Origin of the sequence: Vibrio sp. Y2-5, assembly GCF_014596725.1 — a bacterium.
In the GTDB taxonomy this organism is placed as follows: Bacteria; Pseudomonadota; Gammaproteobacteria; order Enterobacterales; family Vibrionaceae; genus Vibrio.
On record NZ_JACVEG010000006.1, the window covers coordinates 62,574 to 84,178 of the forward strand.

The 21,605-nt window shown below is 45.4% G+C and carries 19 protein-coding genes; 11 read left to right on the plus strand and 8 right to left on the minus strand.

All coding sequences use genetic code 11. The features are described 5' to 3' along the window. Nucleotides 1–18: 18 nt before the first annotated feature. Complete coding sequence (cpxA, locus tag HUO09_RS14905) at nt 19–1,419, minus strand: envelope stress sensor histidine kinase CpxA (RefSeq protein WP_167411185.1); 1,401 nt, start codon at nt 1,417–1,419, stop codon at nt 19–21. Beyond that, the gene (locus HUO09_RS14910; protein ID WP_167411184.1) at nt 1,419–2,102 is read right to left on the minus strand and encodes a response regulator; all 684 of its coding nucleotides are present in this window, start codon (nt 2,100–2,102) and stop codon (nt 1,419–1,421) included. Before HUO09_RS14910 ends, cpxA begins: the two co-directional genes overlap by 1 nt. A 233-nt stretch (nt 2,103–2,335) precedes the next feature. On the opposite strand from HUO09_RS14910, the gene HUO09_RS14915 reads away from it, so the two are divergent. The 3 genes from HUO09_RS14915 (at nt 2,336) to pfkA (ending at nt 5,186) form a co-directional block, all read left to right on the plus strand. Beyond that, nucleotides 2,336–2,917 (plus strand): CpxP family protein, encoded by a 582-nt coding sequence (locus tag HUO09_RS14915; RefSeq protein WP_188234469.1) that lies wholly within the window; start codon nt 2,336–2,338, stop codon nt 2,915–2,917. Nucleotides 2,918–3,067: 150 nt separating this feature from the next. Continuing rightward, nucleotides 3,068–3,976: a CDF family cation-efflux transporter FieF gene (fieF, locus tag HUO09_RS14920; protein ID WP_167411182.1), complete on the plus strand. Its 909-nt coding sequence runs from the start codon at nt 3,068–3,070 to the stop codon at nt 3,974–3,976. A 247-nt stretch (nt 3,977–4,223) separates the two neighbouring features. Next, nucleotides 4,224–5,186, plus strand: a complete 963-nt coding sequence (gene pfkA, locus HUO09_RS14925) for a 6-phosphofructokinase (protein ID WP_167411181.1) — start codon at nt 4,224–4,226, stop codon at nt 5,184–5,186. Between the two features lie 67 nt (nt 5,187–5,253). On the opposite strand, the gene glpX is transcribed toward pfkA, so the two are convergent. Continuing rightward, a complete protein-coding gene (gene glpX / locus HUO09_RS14930; protein WP_167411180.1) occupies nt 5,254–6,261 on the minus strand; it encodes a class II fructose-bisphosphatase in 1,008 nt (335 codons plus the stop codon). A gap of 321 nt (nt 6,262–6,582) precedes the next feature. Here glpX and zapB point away from each other — a divergent pair, with 321 nt between their 5' ends. Next, nucleotides 6,583–6,825 carry a cell division protein ZapB gene (gene zapB, locus HUO09_RS14935; protein WP_042484949.1) on the plus strand — a complete coding sequence of 81 codons (243 nt, stop codon included), beginning with the start codon at nt 6,583–6,585 and terminating at the stop codon, nt 6,823–6,825. Between the two features lie 89 nt (nt 6,826–6,914). On the opposite strand, the gene metF is transcribed toward zapB, so the two are convergent. From metF to HUO09_RS14950, 3 genes are all read right to left on the minus strand, one after another. Then, nucleotides 6,915–7,802 carry a methylenetetrahydrofolate reductase gene (metF, locus tag HUO09_RS14940; RefSeq protein WP_188234470.1) on the minus strand — a complete coding sequence of 296 codons (888 nt, stop codon included), beginning with the start codon at nt 7,800–7,802 and terminating at the stop codon, nt 6,915–6,917. Nucleotides 7,803–8,079: 277 nt separating this feature from the next. After that, nucleotides 8,080–10,491 (minus strand): bifunctional aspartate kinase/homoserine dehydrogenase II, encoded by a 2,412-nt coding sequence (locus tag HUO09_RS14945; RefSeq protein WP_188234471.1) that lies wholly within the window; start codon nt 10,489–10,491, stop codon nt 8,080–8,082. After that, entirely contained in the window at nt 10,491–11,657 is a 1,167-nt protein-coding gene (locus HUO09_RS14950; protein WP_167411177.1) for an O-succinylhomoserine (thiol)-lyase, read from the minus strand. The genes HUO09_RS14945 and HUO09_RS14950 overlap by 1 nt, the downstream gene beginning before the upstream one ends. Before the next feature lie 215 nt (nt 11,658–11,872). On the opposite strand from HUO09_RS14950, the gene metJ reads away from it, so the two are divergent. Continuing rightward, the gene (gene metJ, locus HUO09_RS14955; RefSeq protein WP_042484962.1) at nt 11,873–12,190 is read left to right on the plus strand and encodes a met regulon transcriptional regulator MetJ; all 318 of its coding nucleotides are present in this window, start codon (nt 11,873–11,875) and stop codon (nt 12,188–12,190) included. A gap of 119 nt (nt 12,191–12,309) precedes the next feature. On the opposite strand, the gene HUO09_RS14960 is transcribed toward metJ, so the two are convergent. Then, nucleotides 12,310–13,587: a malic enzyme-like NAD(P)-binding protein gene (locus HUO09_RS14960; protein ID WP_167411176.1), complete on the minus strand. Its 1,278-nt coding sequence runs from the start codon at nt 13,585–13,587 to the stop codon at nt 12,310–12,312. Nucleotides 13,588–13,781: 194 nt separating this feature from the next. After that, on the minus strand, nt 13,782–14,000 hold the full coding sequence (rpmE, locus tag HUO09_RS14965; RefSeq protein WP_167411175.1) for a 50S ribosomal protein L31: 219 nt from the start codon (nt 13,998–14,000) through the stop codon (nt 13,782–13,784). Between the two features lie 246 nt (nt 14,001–14,246). Here rpmE and priA point away from each other — a divergent pair, with 246 nt between their 5' ends. The 6 genes from priA (at nt 14,247) to HUO09_RS14995 (ending at nt 21,561) form a co-directional block, all read left to right on the plus strand. After that, nucleotides 14,247–16,448, plus strand: coding sequence for a primosomal protein N' (gene priA, locus HUO09_RS14970; RefSeq protein ID WP_188234472.1), 2,202 nt, complete (start codon nt 14,247–14,249; stop codon nt 16,446–16,448). 309 nt (nt 16,449–16,757) lie between these two features. Continuing rightward, entirely contained in the window at nt 16,758–17,765 is a 1,008-nt protein-coding gene (gene cytR / locus HUO09_RS14975) for a DNA-binding transcriptional regulator CytR (RefSeq protein WP_167411173.1), read from the plus strand. 111 nt (nt 17,766–17,876) lie between these two features. After that, entirely contained in the window at nt 17,877–18,419 is a 543-nt protein-coding gene (locus HUO09_RS14980; RefSeq protein ID WP_167411172.1) for an SPOR domain-containing protein, read from the plus strand. A 167-nt stretch (nt 18,420–18,586) separates the two neighbouring features. Beyond that, on the plus strand, nt 18,587–19,141 hold the full coding sequence (gene hslV, locus HUO09_RS14985) for an ATP-dependent protease subunit HslV (protein WP_102941223.1): 555 nt from the start codon (nt 18,587–18,589) through the stop codon (nt 19,139–19,141). 31 nt (nt 19,142–19,172) lie between these two features. Continuing rightward, complete coding sequence (hslU, locus tag HUO09_RS14990; RefSeq protein WP_167411171.1) at nt 19,173–20,504, plus strand: HslU--HslV peptidase ATPase subunit; 1,332 nt, start codon at nt 19,173–19,175, stop codon at nt 20,502–20,504. Between the two features lie 139 nt (nt 20,505–20,643). Next, on the plus strand, nt 20,644–21,561 hold the full coding sequence (locus HUO09_RS14995) for a 1,4-dihydroxy-2-naphthoate polyprenyltransferase (RefSeq protein ID WP_167411170.1): 918 nt from the start codon (nt 20,644–20,646) through the stop codon (nt 21,559–21,561). Nucleotides 21,562–21,605: the final 44 nt, after the last annotated feature.

Here is a 21,605-nt window from a genome sequence, read left to right on the forward strand (position 1 = left end):
AGTTACACTGAATTTTGATTAGATAGGCAAAGTGAACTGAACTTTTAAGCCATTGAGTGGGCTGCGGCTGGCTTCGATGACTCCACTATGCTGACGAATCGCACTTTCGGTAATAGCTAAACCTAAACCTGTACCACCACTGTGTCGGTCCCGCGCGGTTGAAACGCGATAAAACGGGCGGAAAATTTGTGGCAGTTCGTCATCAGGTACACCATCACCATCATCTTCTACCGAAACGGTTACGTGATTCTCTGTGGCAGAAAAGCGCACAACTATGGTTTCTTTGCTGTAGTAAATCGCATTTCGAACGATGTTTTCTAGCGCACTCATTAACAATTTGGGGTTGCCAGAAATAATAGCATCAGGAATATCATCAAATTGCAGCTTTTTATTCATCTGCTCTGCTTCAAACTTCGCATCGTGGAGCAATTCTTCCCAAAGGCTTCGCAACGGTTGTTCTTCACGGCTTAAGTGGCTGTTGGTCTGCATTCTCGACAGTGCGAGCAATTCGCCAATCATCTGCTCTAAGCGCTGAGCTTCGGTATCAATTCGCTCTAGCTCGCTACTGGAGCCTTGTTTTCGGGTTGCCAGCGCATTTGCCATGCGTAAGCGAGTAAGGGGAGAACGCAATTCATGGGAGATATCAGACAGTAAGCGCTGTTGTCCTGAAATCATTTGATTTACGGCTTCTACCATCTGGTTGAAACTGCGACCAGCCTGACGAAATTCCATCGTACCTTTCTCAAGAGCTGGGTCGGCTTCAAATTGTCCACGCGCGACTCGCTGGGCGGCTTGTGCCAGACGTTGTGCTGGTTTACTCAGTGCCCAAGCCAGCCATAATAGAAATGGAGTGCTGACCAACATTACGGCCAGTAGTAGTTGTACTGGTTTATCAAACAACTGCAGTAATAACGGCGGTGGTTCGTCCCAACGGAAACCAACATAGAGCAGTAGATCTTGTTGTGCGAAAACCACAGGTACGGGGCCGGCAATCATGTATCGTCCATACAGGCGTTGCTGTGGCTTATCTATGGATTCAATACTGGTCACAAAGTTTTGTAGAGCTTTATATTTGAAATCTGGACGCTCTCGGGCGGTTAACACATTGCCGTCTAAGTCGGTCACAAAGAAGCGTGGCCGCTCATCTCGGTCTTCATTATGCTTCATTGGCCCAAGGCCACGGTTACCATTTCCCTCAAGGAACATTAGAATTCGCGTGAGGTTGTTTTCGTTTCTGAAACGATCTTCGAGCATCTCTTTCTGAATAACAATGCGTTGAAGCATTTCTGGCGGTAAGTCGCGAGACTTACGTGGGTCTAAATGTGGAATAGCCAATACGGCCAGCAACACCAAAAACATAGTGAGCCAGAATATTGCAAAGATGCGCCCATAAAGATTGTTGAACGTTGGTAAACGCATTAATCCTCCAACACCATTAGGTAACCTCTCCCTCGAAGTGTTTTTATTCGAGCTTTTCCATCTGCGCGTTCAGGTAATTTTTTACGAAGGTTAGAGACATGCATGTCTATGGCTCGGTCAAAAGCGGCTAACCTTTTGCCCAGTACATCAAGGCTCAGATCTTCTTTGGTGATGGTGTTGCCCGGGTTTTGAACAAAGTGAGCCAACAGTGCGAACTCAGTAGAAGTAAGGTCGACCAATTTTCCTTGGCAGTAGGCTTCTTGCTTGCCGGGAAATACCTGAATGTCTTGGCATTCAATCATGTCTGAATGTTTGTTCTGATGTTGTTGAGTCCGGCGCAGCACGGCACGGATTCTAGCTAATAGCTCTCGGTCACTGAACGGCTTGGGCAGATAGTCATCCGCTCCCAACTCTAAACCTATTACGCGATCAATCTCTTCACCTTTAGCAGTGAGCATCAGTACGGGGGTTTGCCATTTTTCGCGTAGTTTTTTCAGCGTTTCCATGCCGTTGAGTTTAGGCATCATGACATCGAGCAAAATTAAATCGACACTATCATTGACCGCGTGTAGCCCTGCTTCTCCATCATTAGCTTCGGATACGTCAAACCCTTCATAGCTTAAAACTTCTTTCAGCAAGCTGGTTAGCTCTGTGTCGTCATCAATTAATAGGATATGTGCCATGGTTACCTCAAAAAATTACGAATTGCCAATCCATCGTATATTTCCAACCGCCGTTTAAGGTAAACGGTAGTTGCTGAATATAGTGTACTGTGAATTGTCCTTTAGGATCATCGCTAAACTCGCCCTTTACGATTATTTACGCTTCTCAAACACTGCTTTACATGCCAAGTCGTATTATAAATTTAAGCGCTGCACAGGCAGCCGATTCAAGTCCAAACGAGAAGGAAAAGATTATGAAACTGGCAAAAAAAATGATCCTTGCAGCTGTTGTTCTACCGATGACTTTAGGCTCTGCAGCCGTGTTTGCGGCTGGTGGCGGTAAAGGCCAAGGGCGAGATTTTGGTGGTGATTGTGGACGTGGTGGCATGATGAACCAACAAGTGTTTGCCCAACTGAATGTCACTCCCGAGCAGAAAGCAAAAATGGCAGAGCTTCGTCTAAAACAACGCGATGCTATGCGTGCACAGCGCAATGGTAAACATTCTGAAATGCGTGCATTGAAACAGCAAGAACGCGATTTGGTGATGTCATCAAATTTCGATGAAGCCGCAGCGAAAAAGTTGGCAGAACAAATGGTTCAACTTCGCGCAGAGCGACGTGTCGCTATGATGCAGCACCGTAACGAAATGATGAATGTTTTAACTGCGGATCAAAAAACAAAACTGGCATCAATTCAACAAGACCGTATGAACGAATGTGTGTTGTTTGGACAAGGTGGTCCTAAAGGTCAAGGTGGAAAAGGTGGTCAAGGTCCACGCGGGCAAGGCATGATGCGTGGTGGTTCTCAAGGCCAATCCATGGCACCTATGATGTAATAAGTCACGCATTGAATGCGTGCAGTGATTTAAAGGCAGCTTCGGCTGCCTTTTCTCGTCTGGTTAAACCTGTGACTATTTTGATTCTCAAACAAGCATCCTGAACACTTTTAGGTATAATCAACGCATTGTTTGTTAAGGTAAGACGTTATGAAAAAGGAATACGCACGTTTAGTTACTATTGCTGCGTGGACAGCCACTTGTGTTGCAACCTTACTTTTGATCATTAAAGTTGCGGCTTGGTGGGTGACTGGCTCGGTGAGTTTGTTGGCATCGCTCATTGATTCTCTGTTGGATATTGCAGCTTCGGTGGTAAACCTTGTTGTGTTGCGCTATTCACTTCAGCCTGCCGATAGGGAGCATGCGTTTGGCCATGGCAAAGCGGAATCGTTGGCGGCGCTCGCTCAAGCTATGTTTATCTCAGGTTCGGCCTGCTTCCTTATTCTTAATGGTGTCGATCGCTTTTTCCGACCTCACGAATTGCAAACCCCTGAGTACGGTATTTACGTCAGCTTATTAGCGATCATCGTGACTTTTGGTCTGGTACTCTTTCAACGCCATGTGGTTAAGAAAACCGGCAGTCAGGCCATTGCTGCTGATTCACTGCATTATCAATCAGACCTATATATGAACGGCGCTATTATGATTGCATTAGGCCTAAGCTGGTTTGGTGTGACACAAGCCGATGCGGTGTTTGCAATTGGTATCGGCTGTTTTATCCTATTCAGTGCTTATAAAATGGTGCAAGAAGCGATTCAAACCTTATTAGATAGACAGCTTCCTGAAGAAGAAAGAGAACAGATACGCCAGATCTCGCTTTCTGTCGAAGGGGTTATGGGGGTTCATGACCTGAGAACTCGCATGTCAGGTCCAGTGAGATTTATTCAGCTACACTTAGAGCTGGATGACAAGATGCCTTTGATTGAAGCGCATCGAATTGCAGACCTTGTTGATGACAAATTATGCAAGGCGTTTCCGAGTGCGGATGTCTTGATTCACCAAGATCCGTACTCTTTAATGTTTGGCCCTGAGAAGAAGCAAAAACTTCAACCGTGGTAGCGACAAAGCTTGTCAGATCGACTATATTTTTTTGCGGTATGAATAAAATGCACGAATCTGATGTGAATCAACGATGCAATAGTGCAAAACTGTAATACTGTTTCGGGGTAAAAAGCTTTATAGCAGCGCATGCTAAGCAAGTTAGTTTTTCTAACATACAAACATAATTACAAGATTCTGCTGTTCGAATACACTTTCGGGCAGCGCCAAAAATAGCTATACAAATTTCAAAAAATTGAGGGTGATCATGATTAAAAAGATCGGTGTTTTGACTAGTGGTGGCGATGCTCCGGGCATGAACGCAGCAATTCGCGGTGTAGTACGTACAGCGTTAAGCGCAGGCATTGAAGTCTATGGTATCTACGACGGTTACCACGGTTTGTATGAAGACCGCATCAAGCAACTTGACCGTTCAAGTGTGTCTGATGTAATCAACCGTGGTGGTACTTTCTTAGGTTCAGCTCGCTTCCCAGAGTTTAGAGAAGTTGCAGTACGTGAGAAAGCTATCGAAAACTTGAATAAGCACGGTATCGAAGCGCTTGTTGTTATCGGTGGTGACGGTTCATACATGGGTGCGAAGAAGCTGACTGAAATGGGTTACCCATGTATCGGTCTTCCGGGCACAATTGATAACGATATCGCAGGTACTGATTACACTATCGGTTACCTAACAGCGCTTAACACTGTTATCGAATCTATTGACCGTCTACGTGATACTTCTTCATCTCACCAACGTATTTCTATCGTAGAAATCATGGGTCGTCACTGTGGTGATTTAACTCTAACATCGGCAATTGCAGGTGGCTGTGAGTACATCATTACTCCTGAAACAGGTTTAGATATGGATAGCCTGATTTCAAACATTCAAGACGGCATCAAAAAAGGTAAGAAGCATGCAATCATCGCTCTTACTGAGTTGATGGTGGATGCCAATGTACTGGCGAAAGAGATCGAGAAAGCGACCAACCGTGAAACTCGCGCAACCATTCTTGGTCACATCCAGCGTGGTGGTAAACCAACAGCGTTTGACCGTGTATTGGCTTCTCGTATGGGTAACTACGCGGTTCACCTATTAATGGAAGGCCACGGTGGTCGTTGTGTTGGTATCCAAAAAGAAGAATTGGTTCACCATGACATCATCGATGCGATTGAAAACATGCGTCGTCCAGTTCGTAACGATCTGTACAAAGTGGCTGAAGAATTATTCTAAGCAACGTTTGCAGACAAAATTGAACACAAAAAAGACCGCTAATGCGGTCTTTTTTTATGCTTAATTCTTAGAGAATAATGTCACGAATTTCTGCGTCTTTACGCTCTAAGTAGTGAATCGATTTGATACGACGAATAGTACGGCAACGGCCACGAACGAGGAGTGTTTCTGTTGTCGCAATATGACCTTTACGCGAAATACCTTCTAGCAGATCACCTTTAGTGATACCTGTCGCTGAGAAGATAATATTGTCACTGCGTGCCATATCTTCCATCTTCAGAACCACATTAGCTTCAACACCCATTTGTTTGCAACGTTCAAGCTCTCTTGCGCCCCAGATTCGGTTATCTTCCGTGTCGCCTTTCACCTGATGGCGAGGAAGCAAACGCCCATGCATATCGCCGTCAAGAGCACGAATAACAGCAGCTGAAACCACACCTTCAGGTGCACCGCCGATGCAGTACATCGCATCGACTTCGCTGTCAGGCATACATGTTAAAATAGAAGCCGCTACGTCACCGTCTGGCACTGCAAATACGCGAACCCCCATTTGCTGCATTTCAGCTATTACCGCGTCGTGACGAGGTTTTGCAAGAGTAGTAACCACAAGCGTATCAAGTGATTTACCCAAAGCTTGAGCAATGTTTTCCAAGTTTTCTTTCAACGGTTTATTCAGATCGATACAGCCTTTCGCACCCGGACCAACAACCAGTTTTTCCATGTACATGTCGGGCGCTTTCAAGAAACTGCCTTTTTCACCAGCCGCAAGAACCGCTAGTGCATTCGACTGACCCATCGCCGTCATACGAGTACCTTCGATTGGGTCAACCGCGATATCGACTTCATCACCACCTAAACCGACTTTTTCACCGATGAACAACATAGGCGCTTCGTCGATTTCCCCTTCACCAATAACAATTTCGCCTTGGATTTCTGTTTGATTCAGTAGTGTGCGCATGACTTCTACGGCAGCGCCATCAGCAGCGTTTTTATCACCGCGACCAAGCCATTTATAACCGGCTAGTGCAGCACCTTCTGTGACTCGGGAAAAAGCCATTGCTAAATCACGTTTCATTTTCACTCCAACTCAGAACGATAGGGGATAATTTTGGGCGGCATTCTAACATAATAGTAGGAAAACGTTTGCTAATTAGCCTAGCGGAGAGTTGTATTGGATCAAAAGATAGTGAGATTTAACACGTTACTGGATGTATTCCGATCGAGCTGTAGTCACTTTCTGGGATCAAAGTTAGCGTAAGGTAAAATTGCGCTGTTTTTTTAAGCGAATAGCGAAAAAGATCGAATATAGTGAGTGTTTCTCTGGGCTGGGCTGAGTAGAATGGGGCAATCAGTGACGTTTTGTCCATTTCAACCGAATCAATAAAGGGTAAGTACCATGTCTTTTGAAGTACTAGAACAACTAGAAGCAAAAATCCAAACCGCGGTTGACACAATCGCTCTACTGCAAATGGAAGTTGAAGAGCTTAAAGAAGAGAAGCAAAAACTAGTTGAAGAAGCGAATGAGTTGAAAGCAAACCACGAAGCTTCTATTCAAAAAGCACAACAAATCCAACAAGAGCACGACCAATGGCAAGAACGCATTCGTAACCTGCTTGGCAAAATGGATGACGTTGAATAAGCCTGCGCTTTTCACAAACAAAAAAACGCCGAATGTTCTCGGCGTTTTTTTATGTTTTGAATATCTAGCGAGCACAGCTTGTTTCGATATTAGCGAGTAGGGCGAACACCTAAAGTATGACAAAGCGCGTAAGTCATTTCTGCACGGTTTAGCGTGTAGAAGTGGAAGTCCTTTACGCCTTCGCGTGATAGAACACGAACCATATCGATTGCCTGACTGGCACCGACGAGTTGACGTGTCACAGGGTCGTCTTCCAAACCTTCGAATTGTTTTGCCATCCAGCTTGGTACTTTCACATTATTTTGCGCAGCAAAGCGTGATGCTTGAGCAAAGTTAGACACTGGCAGAATACCCGGTACGATTTCCACATCAATGCCTGCTGCAACACAACGGTCACGAAAACGCAGATAGCTTTCTACATCGAAGAAGAACTGAGTGATGGCGCGGTTCGCACCTGCATCCACTTTACGTTTCAGATTCAGTAAATCTGCTTGAGCGCTTTTTGCTTCAGGGTGCACTTCTGGGAATGCCGCGACTGAGATATCAAAATCGTGGCGAGATTTCAGTAGCTCAACCAGATCGGATGCGTACATTTCAGGTTTTCCGCCGCCAGGAGGAATGTCACCACGCAGAGCAACAATGTTTTGAATGCCGTTTGCCCAGTAATCATCAGCGATGTTGATCAGCTCTTCACGAGAAGCGTCAATGCAGGTCAGATGCGGCGCAGAAACAAGACCTGTTTGGTCTTTTATTGCTTTGATGATCGAATGGGTACGGTCACGTTCGCCAGAGTTTGCACCATAGGTTACCGAAACAAACTTTGGTTGAAGAGTTTTCAGACGATGTACGGAATTCCACAAGGTTTCTTCCATTTTTTCTGAACTTGGCGGAAAAAACTCAAAAGACACATTAATGTTAGAAAGTTCAGAAATATTCTGATTTAAAGCGTCAATATGGCCTGCGTGTGTGTATCCCATCTTTCTTCTCCCTGTAGCTTGCACTACAAACGCTGATATTCGTTCAAATTGACGTTTAGACGTCTATATGGCTACAGAATGTATTGAATACGTTTTAATGTCAACTTAACTATTATGAATTTTTCTCATGTTGATCGTGAAGCTATTTCAACTAAGTTAAATGCAAAAAGGTGGTTTTTCATATCAAAAGCCGACAACTTCGAGTGATATTCTGTATTGAGATAATTTGCTAGCGATAAAACAATAAAACTCGCCAGTTACGGCGAGTTTTATAAAGCTATAGGAAGCTGGAAAGAAGGTTGAGGTCAGACTGAATTGCACCTGCGGTCACCTCTCGACCAGCCCCTGGTCCACGAATCACCAGCGGATTATCTTTATACCAACGGCTCTCGATGGCGAAGATGTTGTCACATGGTAATAAGTTTGCCAGTGGGTGATCTTTTTCCAGAGCTTCAACGCCGACGCTTGCTTTACCGTTTCTCTCCAGACGAGCTACATAGCGCAGCACTTTATCTTGCTTTTGTGCTTTAGCCAGACGCTCAGCCAATCGTTCATTGAGTAACTGGCTGTTGTCGAGGAAGTCATCCAACGAGATATCACGCAGTTCTTCTGGAACCAAAGACTCAACGCGAATGCTCTGAGGTTCAACTTCTAAACCGGATTCACGAGCGAGAATAACCAGCTTACGCATGACGTCTGAACCATCTAAATCGTTACGGGGGTCCGGTTCAGTCAGTCCTTGCTGCCATGCGAGATCCACCAGCTCGCTAAACGGAATTGAGCCATCGTATTGTTGGAATAGCCAAGACAGAGTGCCAGAAAAGATGCCTGACAGCGCTGTGATTTCATCGCCACTTTCACGTAAATCGCGAACGGTGTGGTTGATAGGCAAACCCGCCCCAACAGTTGCGTTGTACAGCCAATGACGGCTGATTTTGGCAAAGGCGTCTTTGACTTGGTTGTAGTATTCAGTCGATGCAGACCCCGCTACTTTATTGGCAGAGATAAGGTGCATACCTTGTTCTGCGATATCCAGATACTGATTCGCCAGAACTTTACTCGCAGTGACATCGAGTACGATAGCATCGTCATAGCCTTGCAGCTTGCCAACTTTGTACAGCCAGCTATTGTCCTCGTTTGGGATCGCTTCATCGTGATAACGACTCAGCACTGTCTCTGGGTCTATGCCTTGTGGGTCAAACCAGTAAGTCTGATTACCTACGACGGCAACTAGCTCGAAGTTCATACCACGACGTTTTTCAAGCTCTTCTTTTTGTTCTGCAAACAGCTTTAACCAGCTAGAACCTATGTTGCCTTTACCACATAGGACAAGCGCAACGCGTTTCTGAGCTTGGAAAATCTGATTGTGTACGCCCACCACCAGTTTCTCTACGGGTGCTTGGCGAAGTACCGCAACCAAGCTCAGTTCTGACTCGGCTTCGCAGATAAACTCAACAGGCGCGTTCTTCAACTGTTGATAGAAACCGTAACTGTGGTTTGGATTTTTGGTGACACCGGCTCCGACAGCACCGACTAAGGTGTAGCCTTCTTTCAATTTGATGTCTGCTGCTGTCGCAATATCTTGCAGGTATGACAAAGCGCCAGAAGCTATCTCTGCGGTGTAAGCTAAGCGCAGCGTGTGCTGGTCCGCTTGAGCTTCAAAAGCGAGAGGTTCAAGTTGCTCGCGTTTTAGCTTCTCAAGTGTCTCAGCGTAAATACGGGCGAAATCATGCCTGTGACCGAATTCAAGTTCAATCAACAGCACTTCATCCAAGGAGGTAATGATTTTGGCTCCTCGGCCAGAAGCTAATACGCGTTCAATTTTGGTTAAGCCTGATTCTGGCTTATGGCTGCAGCGCAGTTGAAGTTCCATTGCACTTTGAGCCACAGGTTGTAGTGTGCGGCTGTGCAACACAGGGGCGGCAAGGCGAGCCAGTTCATTTGCTTCATCTAAACGCAGCAAAGGCAGCAGACAAGCATTAGCGACGATGCGAGGGTCTGCGCTATAAACACCAGCCACGTCACTCCAAATCGTGACGCGAGAAACATCGGCTAAGGCACCAATAACAGTTGCTGAGTAGTCAGAACCATTGCGGCCAAGCAGAACTGTATCGCCATTGTCATTTTGTGCCATAAAACCGGTAATCACGATGCGATGATGTGCGTGCTGTGCCAATACTTTCGTAAGAAGTGGATAAGAGCGTGAGCGATCCACTTCTGGTTGTGTGCCCGCTTCGGCGCGGAGAAACTCACGAGCGTCTTGAGAGACTGCAGGTAAGTTGTTTTGGTTGAGTAATGCCGCTAACAGACGAGCAGACCATACTTCACCATGGCCAAGAACGGCTGCTTGTTCCGCTTTTGTCAGCGGAGCGGTCAATTCACCCAAGCGGATGAACTCGCCATTCACTTGCGTCAGCAAGTTATCTGCAACTTCGCCTTCAAGTAAATCTTCAACCAGTTTGCATTGAAATTGACGCAGCGACTGCAATGTTTCATGGGCGACACGGCCGTCTTTGTTCAATGCTTCTAGAAATGCAATCAAGCTGTTGGTAGTTTTGCCTGCTGCCGAGACAACCACTAAATCTTCTGGCTGTGAGTACTCTTTTAGAATGTTCGCTACACGTAAATAACATTCAGGATCCGCTAAGCTACTGCCACCAAATTTATGTAGTTGGCGTAAAACCGTCATTAAAACTTCTCCTTAGCTTTGGTAAAGGCCTGATCCAAATCAGCGATGAGATCGGAAGCATCTTCTAAACCTACCGATAAACGTAACAACAGCTGAGAAATACCCGCTTCAGCAAGAGCGGCTTCACCCATAGCTCTGTGAGTCATACTCGCAGGGTGACAAATTAAACTTTCCACACCGCCAAGCGATTCTGCAAGTGAGAAGAACTTCAACTCGCCTACAAAGAATTTTAGTTGCTCAAAGCTGCCTGCAAACTCAAAACTGAGCATAGAACCAAAACCAAGCTGCTGTTTCTTCGCAATCTCATGTCCAGGGTGTTCTGGCAGGCTAGGGTGATATATGGTTTTAATCAATGATTGAGATTTCAAATAATCTAAAATTTGCAGAGAACTTTCCTCATGCACACGCATACGTGCACCTAGGGTGCGAATACCACGCAGCGTCATATAGCTATCAAATGGTGTGCCCGTTGCGCCAATACAATTTCCCCACCAAGCAAGCTCTTCAGCATGAGCCTTGGTTTTACTGATCACTACGCCGCCAATGACATCTGAGTGACCATTAATAAATTTGGTCGTTGAGTGAATGACAAAATCAGCGCCAAGCGTAAGTGGTTGTTGGTATATAGGCGTTAAGAAAGTATTGTCGACAGCCACCAAAGCACCAACCGCTTTTGCTTGTTGGCAGATTTTTTCGATATCAACCACTCTCACGAGCGGGTTAGACGGTGTTTCTAACAAAACCAGTTTTGGTTTTTTCGCCAAAGCCACTGCTAGCGCTTGCTCATCAGATTGATCTACAAACTGAACCTTGAAATCACCTTTATTAGAACGAGTGTTGAATAAACGGTAAGTTCCGCCGTAGCAGTCATGAGGCGCGACAATTAAATCGTTTGGGCCAAGAAATGTTGACGCAAGCAGGTTCAAAGCCGAAGTGCCGCAGTTGGTTACGACTGCGCCTTCACCGCTCTCTAGTTCGTACAACGCCTTTTCCAACAAACCTCTGTTAGGATTGCCAGAGCGGGTATAGTCGTATTGTGGAACTTCGCCAAACGCAGGGAAGCCGTAGTTAGTCGATAAGTAAATAGGTGGAACGACGGCGTGGAATTGAGTATCTGATTCAATTCCGGTTCGAACTGCGATTGTTGATGGCTTGCGTTTGGTCATGAGTGTTTCCTTTCCTGAGACTCTTAAATAGACATCCAAATTCACAGTAAGAATACATGTGTTCGTCTATATTGGGGAACTGCATCATACTTTACTTATCTAATTTTAAGACGTCAACACTTCTAGACGTCTATATGTCTTTGCTTATGGCGGTAAATCCCGCTAAAATCTAGCCTTTGAAATTATTACTCGAATTCGAACAATGAAGGTGCGCAATGGCAGACTGGAACGGTGAATATATAAGCCCCTATGCAGAGCATGGGAAAAAAAGTGAGCAGGTGAAAAAAATCACCGTATCAATCCCTCTTAAGGTATTGAAAATACTCACAGATGAGCGTACTCGCCGCCAGATCAATAACCTGCGTCATGCGACCAACAGTGAGCTTTTATGTGAGGCGTTTTTGCACGCGTATACTGGTCAGCCACTGCCAACAGATGAAGATCTACGTAAAGATCGTCCGGATGATATTCCAGCCGAAGTGAAAGCACTGATGACAGAAATGGGCATCGAGTTCGAGGCTTACGACGACTAATTGTTGCCGATAATCTGTTTTTCCGCCTAATTGTGCAGATAGATATAAAAAGCCCTGATACGAGTCAGGGCTTTTTTGATGCTATGCATTGGCGAGTGATTGAACCATCAGGCTCGAAACTAGTTCGCCATGTAGTTTTCTGGCATCCCGATACGCGCAACACCAGAATCAATAGCCGCTTGAGCGACTGCTTTTGCAACACGTGGCAGCAAGCGAGGATCCATCGGTTTAGGGATGATGTACTCTTTGCCGAAAGTGAGTGAGTCCACACCCGCAGCTTTCAATACTTCTGCTGGTACTGGCTCTTTCGCCAATTCACGAATTGCCGCAACGGCAGCCAACTTCATTTCATCGTTAATCACTTTCGCACGTACGTCTAACGCACCACGGAAAATAAATGGGAAACAAAGCACGTTGTTGACTTGGTTTGGATAGTCGCTTCGACCTGTACCCATAATCAAATCATCACGTACAGCGTGAGCCAGTGCTGGTTTGATTTCAGGATCTGGGTTTGAACAAGCAAACACCACAGGTTTATCTGCCATCAATTTGAGTTCATCTGCTGTTAGCAGGTTAGGGCCTGAAACGCCTAAGAACAGATCGGCACCTTTAATGACATCTTCCAATGTGCGCTTGTCTGTGTTGTTGGCAAATAACTGTTTGTATTCATTGATATCATCACGACGAGTGTGAATGACACCTTTACGGTCAAGCATGTAAATTTTTTCACGCATAGCACCGCATTTAATCAGCAGTTCCATACACGCGACTGCTGCAGCACCTGCACCCAAACACACGATAGTGCATTCACGTAGCTCTTTGCCTTGCAGTTCAATCGCGTTAAGCATGCCTGCTGCGGTAACAATCGCAGTACCGTGTTGATCATCATGGAAAACCGGCACATCGCAACGTTCAATCAAACGACGTTCAATTTCAAAACAGTCGGGCGCTTTAATATCTTCAAGGTTGATGCCGCCAAAGGTATCGGCGATGTTGGCAACGGTGTCAACAAACTCATCGATAGTACGGTGTTTTACTTGGATATCGATGGAATCTAGGTTTGCAAAGCGCTTGAACAGTAGAGCCTTACCTTCCATGACGGGTTTTGAAGCCATAGGTCCAAGGTTACCTAAACCAAGAATGGCGGTACCGTTAGAAATAACCGCAACGGTATTGCCTTTGGCTGTGTATTTATAAACGTTATCAACGCTTTGTGCGATTTCGCGAACGGGTTCAGCAACACCTGGACTATATGCCAGTGCTAAGTCTTTTGCTGAATCTGCTGGTTTTGTGATAGCGATGGCAATTTTGCCTGGAGTCGGTAGAGCGTGGTAGTCGAGGGCTTGTTGACGAAAAGCGTCTTCCTCGTTGAGTTCATGGCGATCATTATTGGACATTGGGGTGGAGCCTTATTGTTTTTGTTAAGGCCACTCATTCTAGAGTATGTCAATGGATCTGCATAGTTTTGATGCGTGAGAAATAGAGCTCCTAAGACCAGATTATCTTGAGTTCGACATCTGGCTGGCTGAAGAAAGCGGAAACTAAAAAGGACGCCGTAGCGTCCTTTTTTAAATCTTTGCGTAAAGTAAAATTACTTCTTGCTAGATAGAGCGCCGAAACGCTTGTTGAAGCGATCGATACGACCACCAGTATCAACGTTACGTTGCTTACCAGTGTAGAATGGGTGGCACTTGTCACATACGTCTAGGTGAAGAGAATCTTTAGCTAGAGTAGAGTTGAAAACGAAAGAGTTGCCACAAGAGCAAGTCGCGTTTACTTCTTTGTATTCTGGGTGGATACCAGTTTTCATGGGATAACCTCAAATTAGGCCGTGTCGCTATCCGAGTCTATGCCGGACACCACACGTAAATTAATAAATAATTGCTGACACTTGAAGAGCGTTCTTACAAGCGTCTCATCAAGGCGCGATATATTAATGAATCCTGAGTGACTGATCAACCGCTTTCGCTGTTATTTTCGCCACTTTAGTTGCTCGAATTTCATGGCATCATCCAGTAGACTGTATTTTCTTTGATTTTTGCCCTCTAAAGTAATTATGCGCCCAACGATAGCTCGTGTTGCACTACCTGTACCGCTAGACAAACAGTTTGACTACCTCATTCCCAGTCATCTGTTTCCAATTATTGGTGGGCGGGTATCTGTACCTTTCGGCCGTCAGACGCTTGTTGGGGTTGTGACTGAATTTGCGCAGGAATCAGAGTTTTCACTAGAACAGCTTAAATCGATCAAAGAAGTCTTAGATTCTCAACCTCTTTGGTCAGACAAACTCTATTCACTTTTGAAGTGGTGCAGTCAGTTCTATCAATTCCCTTTGGGCGATACTCTTGCTAACGCGATGCCAAGTGCGTTACGAAAAGGGAAGCCTGCAGATTTTGCGAGTTGTAAAGAGTGGCAGATAACGCCAAGCGGTCGAGACAAAATGATGCAAGGCTTTGGTCGAGCCTTCAAACAGGCTCAGGTGATGAACCTTCTTGCGTCTGGTCCTGTGTCTCACTCTTCACTGTTGGAAGAAGAAGTCAGTGCCACCACGCTGAAAACATTGCAAGAAAAGGGCTGGATAGAAGTTAGTGAGAAAAAACCACAATTCAAAGCATGGCCTCAGCAAATTGAAGCGGATGTTGAAAAACCTAAGTTAAACCAAGAGCAAGCTATTGCGATTGCGTCGGTCAACAGCAACAAAGGTTTTGGTTGTTATCTTCTTGAAGGGGTCACTGGCTCTGGTAAAACTGAGGTTTACCTCAATCTGATTAAGCCTGTACTGGAACAAGGAAAACAGGCTCTAGTGCTTGTGCCTGAGATCGGTTTAACACCACAAACCATCAACCGCTTTAGGAAACGTTTTAATGTGCCAGTGGAAGTGGTTCACTCTGGGCTCAATGATACTGAGCGCTTAAATGCGTGGTTATCAGCGCGGGATAAGGTCGCTGGCATTGTGATAGGTACGCGCTCCGCATTGTTAACGCCGTTTGCGTCACTCGGCATTATTATTGTCGATGAAGAGCATGACAGCTCCTATAAGCAGCAAGATAGCCTGCGCTATCATGCTCGCGATGTCGCCGTGATGCGTGCCAACCAAGAACAGATTCCGATTGTACTCGGTTCTGCAACGCCAGCATTAGAAACGTTACATAATGCGTTAACCGGTAAATATCACCATTTACAACTGACTGAACGTGCGGGTGTAGCTGTACCCACTCGCAACCGTGTGTTGGACGTAAAAGGTTTATATCTGGAAAGCGGCTTATCTGCCCCTTTGATTGCCGACATGCGTCGTCATTTGTCGGCAGGCAACCAAGTTCTGTTGTTTCTCAATCGTCGCGGTTTTTCACCTGCTTTGATGTGTCACGAATGTGGTTGGATTGCAGACTGTCAGCGTTGTGATGCTTATTACACCTTCCATCAGTACAGCAATGAAATGCGTTGTCACCATTGTGGATCACAGCGACCGGTTGTGCATCAGTGTCAGAGTTGTGGTTCAACGCAATTAGTCACCGTAGGCGTTGGTACTGAGCAGCTAGAAAAGCAACTGGCGGATCTATTTCCTGAATACAAAACCATTCGCATTGACCGGGATAGTACCCGCCGTAAGGGCAGTCTAGAGTCGGCATTGCAGTCGATACGTAAAGGCGAGTATAAAATTTTAATCGGCACCCAAATGCTGGCCAAAGGCCATCACTTTCCGGATGTTACATTGGTAGCGTTACTGGATGTGGACGGTTCACTTTACAGCAGTGATTTTCGTGCATCTGAGCGACTCGCGCAGTTATTTATTCAGGTCGCAGGACGTGCAGGACGCGCGAGTAAGCCCGGTGAGGTCATATTGCAAACTCACCATCCTGAACACAGTCTTTTGCAAGACCTACTGCAACGTGACTATCACCATTTTGCTTTGACTGCTTTGGCTGAGCGTAAACTGGCTATGCTACCGCCATACACGTTTTTAACCCTGTTCCGAGCGGAAGCAAACCAATCGCAAATGGTGGAAGATTTTCTACGCCAAGTGCGTCAAACCTTGGAAGCTCATCCGCTGTTTGATCAGCACTGTATGGTTTTAGGGCCAACGCCTGCTCCATTGGCCAAACGAGCCGGAAAATATCGCTGGCAACTTCTGCTGCAAACGGAAGCCCGATCGGTAATGCAAAAATTGTTGATGAGCGCCAAACCCGCCATCTCAATGCTGCCATTAGCGAGCAAAGTTCGCTGGACTCTGGACATAGAGCCACAAGATTTAAGCTAATTTCGCAACTTTAATATGGCTTAAATTTGTGCGCTGAATATGCTGTACTATATAAAGATTCTCTAATGTGATAAAAATCACGCTTGTAGTGCAAATTTTGTTAATTTGACCGTAACTTTCTGCTTAGAAATGAATAGACTAACGGTACAATTTCTTCAGTGAATCGTTTTCGTTTTGTGAAATGTGTTTTTCTCACTGGAAGGCTAGGTGTGTATCCAACAATTTATGCGCCATTAACATAATTACAAAAGGTGTTTAAGCGCAGTTTGCTTAGGCACAACAAAGGAATAGAAAAGAGGGCTATTTGACATGGCGACAATGAAGGATGTTGCCCAGCTTGCTGGCGTATCGACCGCGACGGTGTCGCGAGCTCTGATGAATCCTGAGAAAGTATCGTCTTCGACTCGCAAACGCGTAGAAGAAGCGGTTTTAGAAGCTGGCTATTCACCGAATTCTTTAGCGAGAAATCTGCGTCGAAATGAGTCCAAAACGATCGTAGCGATTGTCCCGGATATTTGTGACCCTTATTTCACAGAAATCATTCGTGGTATTGAAGATGCGGCAATGGAGCATGGATATCTTGTTTTGCTGGGGGATAGTGGTCAGCAAAAGAAACGAGAAAGCTCATTTGTTAACTTAGTCTTTACTAAACAAGCGGACGGTATGCTGCTATTAGGTACAGATTTGCCATTTGATGTGAGCAAGCCTGAGCAGAAGAATCTTCCACCAATGGTCATGGCTTGTGAATTTGCTCCGGAACTGGAGTTGCCAACGGTTCACATCGACAACCTAACCTCTGCATTTGAAGCTGTAAATTATCTGACTCAACTTGGGCATAAGCGCATTGCTCAAATCTCGGGTCCAGAAAGTGCCACACTTTGCCAATTCCGCCATCAAGGTTATCAGCAAGCTTTGCGTAGAGCGGGTATATCGATGAATCCGACTTATACCACTTATGGTGATTTTACTTTTGAGTCGGGTGTGAAGGCGGTGCGTCAATTGCTTTCGTTACCAGATGCTCCAACAGCTATCTTCTGTCACAACGACACTATGGCAATCGGCGCCATGCAGGAAGCAAAGCGCTTAGGTTTACGTATTCCACGAGATCTTTCTGTTGTTGGATTTGATGATATTCAATTCTCACAATATTGCGATCCACCGTTAACAACTATTTCTCAGCCTCGATATGAGATTGGTCGTCAGGCGATGCTAATGATGTTGGAGTTGTTGCGTGGTCATGATGTTCAAGCGGGTTCTCGTTTATTGGAAACGCATTTGATTGTACGTGAGAGTGCCGCTCCGCCTCGTTCTCACTAAGTTTGACAAGTTGATGGCAGTACGAAGTACAGTGCTGCCGTGAATACTCTGTTATCTCGCTTTAAACTGCTTTAACATGTGGGCAGATTTTATAACTATTGAACATTTCCAGTGGCTAATAAAGATTATGTAAGACGCGGTCGTAGTCAGAAAAAGCCGACCCCAAAGAAAACCACCTCTCGTCGAAAACCTTGGCGCAGCGGACTGCTTGCTATCGTTGTCGCTGGCCTATTTGGCTATGGTTTGTATACCTTGAGTAATGATCCTGAACCGCCTAAACCTGTGGTGGTGAAACCAGCGCCTAAGCAAAAACCAAAGAAAACTGAGACCATTCCACCACCGCCAACTGAGAAGTGGGACTATGTGGATACTCTGCCAAATCGAGAAATTGAAGTGATACCGAAAGAGCAAGAAGTCTCAGATATTCCGTATATTATGCAGTGCGGTGCTTACAAGAGCATGCAGCAAGCAGAAGCACGTAAGCTGGATATCGCGTTCCAAGGGATCAACAGTAAAATTCGTAAGAAAGAAGACAGCAGTTGGTTCCGAGTAGTGTTAGGGCCTTACAAATTTAAGCGTGATGCAGAACGTGAAAAACACAAATTGCAACGCGCGAAAATCGAGCCTTGTGCAATTTGGAAAGAACAGCAGTAGATTCTTTCACTGAAAATTGACCTGTTAAAAATTGGAAGACGCCCAGTCAGTTAACCACAAAGTTAGCAATGATCTGGGCGTTTTGCTTTCTCTCTCCCTTGATTTTTTTTCCTCTTATCCTCATATAACTTGCATCTCCATCGTGAAAATAATTAAGAGGCCCTCTCGTGACTACCATCGTATCTGTACGTCGTAACAATAAAGTTGTCATCGCAGGTGACGGGCAAGTATCGCTCGGCAATACAGTAATGAAAGGCAACGCGAAGAAAGTTCGTCGTTTGTACAACAACAAAGTATTAGCTGGTTTTGCAGGCGGTACAGCGGATGCATTTACGCTATTTGAACGCTTTGAAAGTAAGCTGCAAATGCACCAAGGTCATTTAACCAAAGCTGCGGTTGAGCTGGCAAAAGACTGGCGTAGTGATCGTGCATTACGTCGTTTAGAAGCGATTCTGGCGGTGGCTGATGAAACGGCATCTTTGATCATTACAGGTAATGGTGATGTGGTTCAGCCTGAGCATGATTTAATTGCCATAGGTTCTGGTGGTAACTTCGCTCAAGCAGCAGCGATTGCATTGATTGAAAATACAGATTTAGACGCCCGTTCAATTGCGGAAAAAGCATTAAACATTGCTGGAGACATTTGTGTCTTCACCAACCATCACCACACCATCGAAGAGCTGGAAATACCACAAGAGCTCATCGCTAAAGACCAAGCATAAAACAGTGTGATTAGAATTAAAGGAATTCATTATGTCTGAAATGACTCCTCGTGAAATTGTTCATGAACTTAACCGCCACATCATCGGTCAAGATAAAGCTAAGCGCGCTGTAGCGATCGCTCTTCGTAACCGCTGGCGCCGTATGCAGCTTGAAGAGAGCTTGCGCGTAGAAGTAACTCCCAAAAATATTTTAATGATTGGCCCTACTGGTGTAGGTAAAACAGAAATTGCTCGTCGTTTGGCGAAACTGGCGAATGCCCCTTTCATTAAAGTAGAAGCGACTAAATTCACAGAAGTGGGTTATGTTGGTAAAGAAGTTGAAACCATTATCCGCGATTTGACGGATGTGGCGGTAAAACTGACTCATCAACAAGCCACCGAAAAAGTAAAATTCCGAGCTGAAGAGTTGGCCGAAGAACGTATTCTTGATGCTCTTCTTCCTCCTGCCCGTGATGCTTGGGGCAAAGCCGAACAAAATGAAGAGAGTTCAAATACTCGTCAGGTATTCCGTAAGAAATTACGCGAAGGTAAGTTAGACGACAAAGAAATTGAGTTAGACGTTGCTGTTCCGCAAATGGGCGTGGAAATCATGGCGCCTCCAGGTATGGAAGAGATGACTAACCAGCTTCAGGGTATGTTCCAAAACTTAGCGGGTGACACTAAGAAGAAACGTAAACTGAAAATCAAAGATGCCTTTAAAGCGTTAACGGAAGAAGAAGCATCCAAGCTTGTTAACCAAGACGAATTGAAAGAGCAGGCGATTTACAGCGTTGAAAACAACGGTATCGTGTTTATCGATGAAATCGATAAAATCTGTAAACGCGGTGAAGTGTCTGGTCCTGATGTTTCTCGTGAAGGTGTTCAGCGTGACTTACTACCACTCATCGAAGGTAGTACGGTTTCGACTAAACATGGCATGGTGCGTACTGACCACATCCTGTTCATTGCTTCAGGTGCATTCCAAGTGGCGAAGCCATCAGATCTGATTCCAGAGTTGCAAGGTCGTCTACCGATTCGTGTAGAACTTGAAGCGCTTTCTAGTGATGATTTCAAACGCATTCTGACGGAACCAAAAGCGTCATTGACTGAACAATACATCGCACTGATGAAAACGGAAGACGTAAATGTCGAGTTTACCGAAGACGGTATTAAGCAAATCGCTGAAGCTGCGTGGCAAGTGAATGAAACCACCGAGAATATCGGTGCTCGCCGTCTGCACACGGTAATGGAGCGTCTGATGGATGAAATCTCATTCGATGCAACCGATCAGTCTGGCTCATCACTCACCATTGATTCGACTTACGTGAAGAGCAAACTCGGTGAGTTAGTCGCCGACGAAGATTTAAGTCGCTTCATTCTGTAAACACCAAAAAGCCCGCTAAAATTGAAGCGGGCTTTTTTATAGCTTGTGTCTCGTTCTAAACCAAGGATGCGGAGCCCGCTGACACCACACGCGCTTTGGGTATATACTGGCAACATTGTTTGAACTACTTAGCATAATCATGAACAACTCTCTGCAAATATGGTTTGATGCTGCGCGACCGAAAACACTCCCTCTCGCCTTAGTATCGATCTTTACCGGAAGTGCTTTAGCTTTTTCTTCTGGACACTTCTCTTTGCCGATCGCTTTTCTGGCGCTGCTGACCGCGACTCTATTGCAGATTTTGTCCAACTTAGCCAACGATTATGGCGATGCCGTAAAAGGGACAGATAACGAAAAACGTATTGGTCCTATGCGTGCGATACAGTCTGGTGCTGTGAGTTTGAGTGACATGAAGAAGGCAATTGCTATCAATGTGTTGATGACAGTTGTGGCTGGATTAATGTTGGTTTTCTATGCTCTGGATAGCCTGCAAAGCATTCTTGCATTTATTGGTTTAGGTGTGTTGGCCATGTTGGCGGCAATTGCTTATACCGTAGGCAACAAACCTTATGGTTATCTGGGGTTAGGTGATTTATCCGTTTTCCTGTTCTTTGGTTTGCTCGGGGTTTCGGGGACATATTTTCTTCATACAGGCAATATAGACTGGAGTCTGTTTTTACCATCGCTGGGCTGCGGCTTGATGGCGGTTGCTGTACTTAACGTCAACAACATGCGAGACATAGAAAATGATGCTGAATGTGGCAAACGCACGGTTCCTGTACGTTTAGGGCAGATGAGAGCAAAGAAATATCACTTCCTGCTTTTATCAGGTGCGGTGATCGCTTTCGGCGCCTATCTCCTTATGCAAGGTAAGCCGCTGTGGATTAGCCTACCTTTCTTGCTTAGCCTGATTTTTGTGACGAAACATGGCCGAGATGTGTGGCAAAGTGAAAAGCCTGCACAGATCGCACCTATGCTACCGGTGATTGTTAAGTGTTCTTTGATTACTAACTTATTGTTTGTTGGCGTGGTTATCGCTCAAACTCTGACAAGTTAATTTGCGCTGTATCATTGCATTGGCTTCGTCACCCGATATACTCG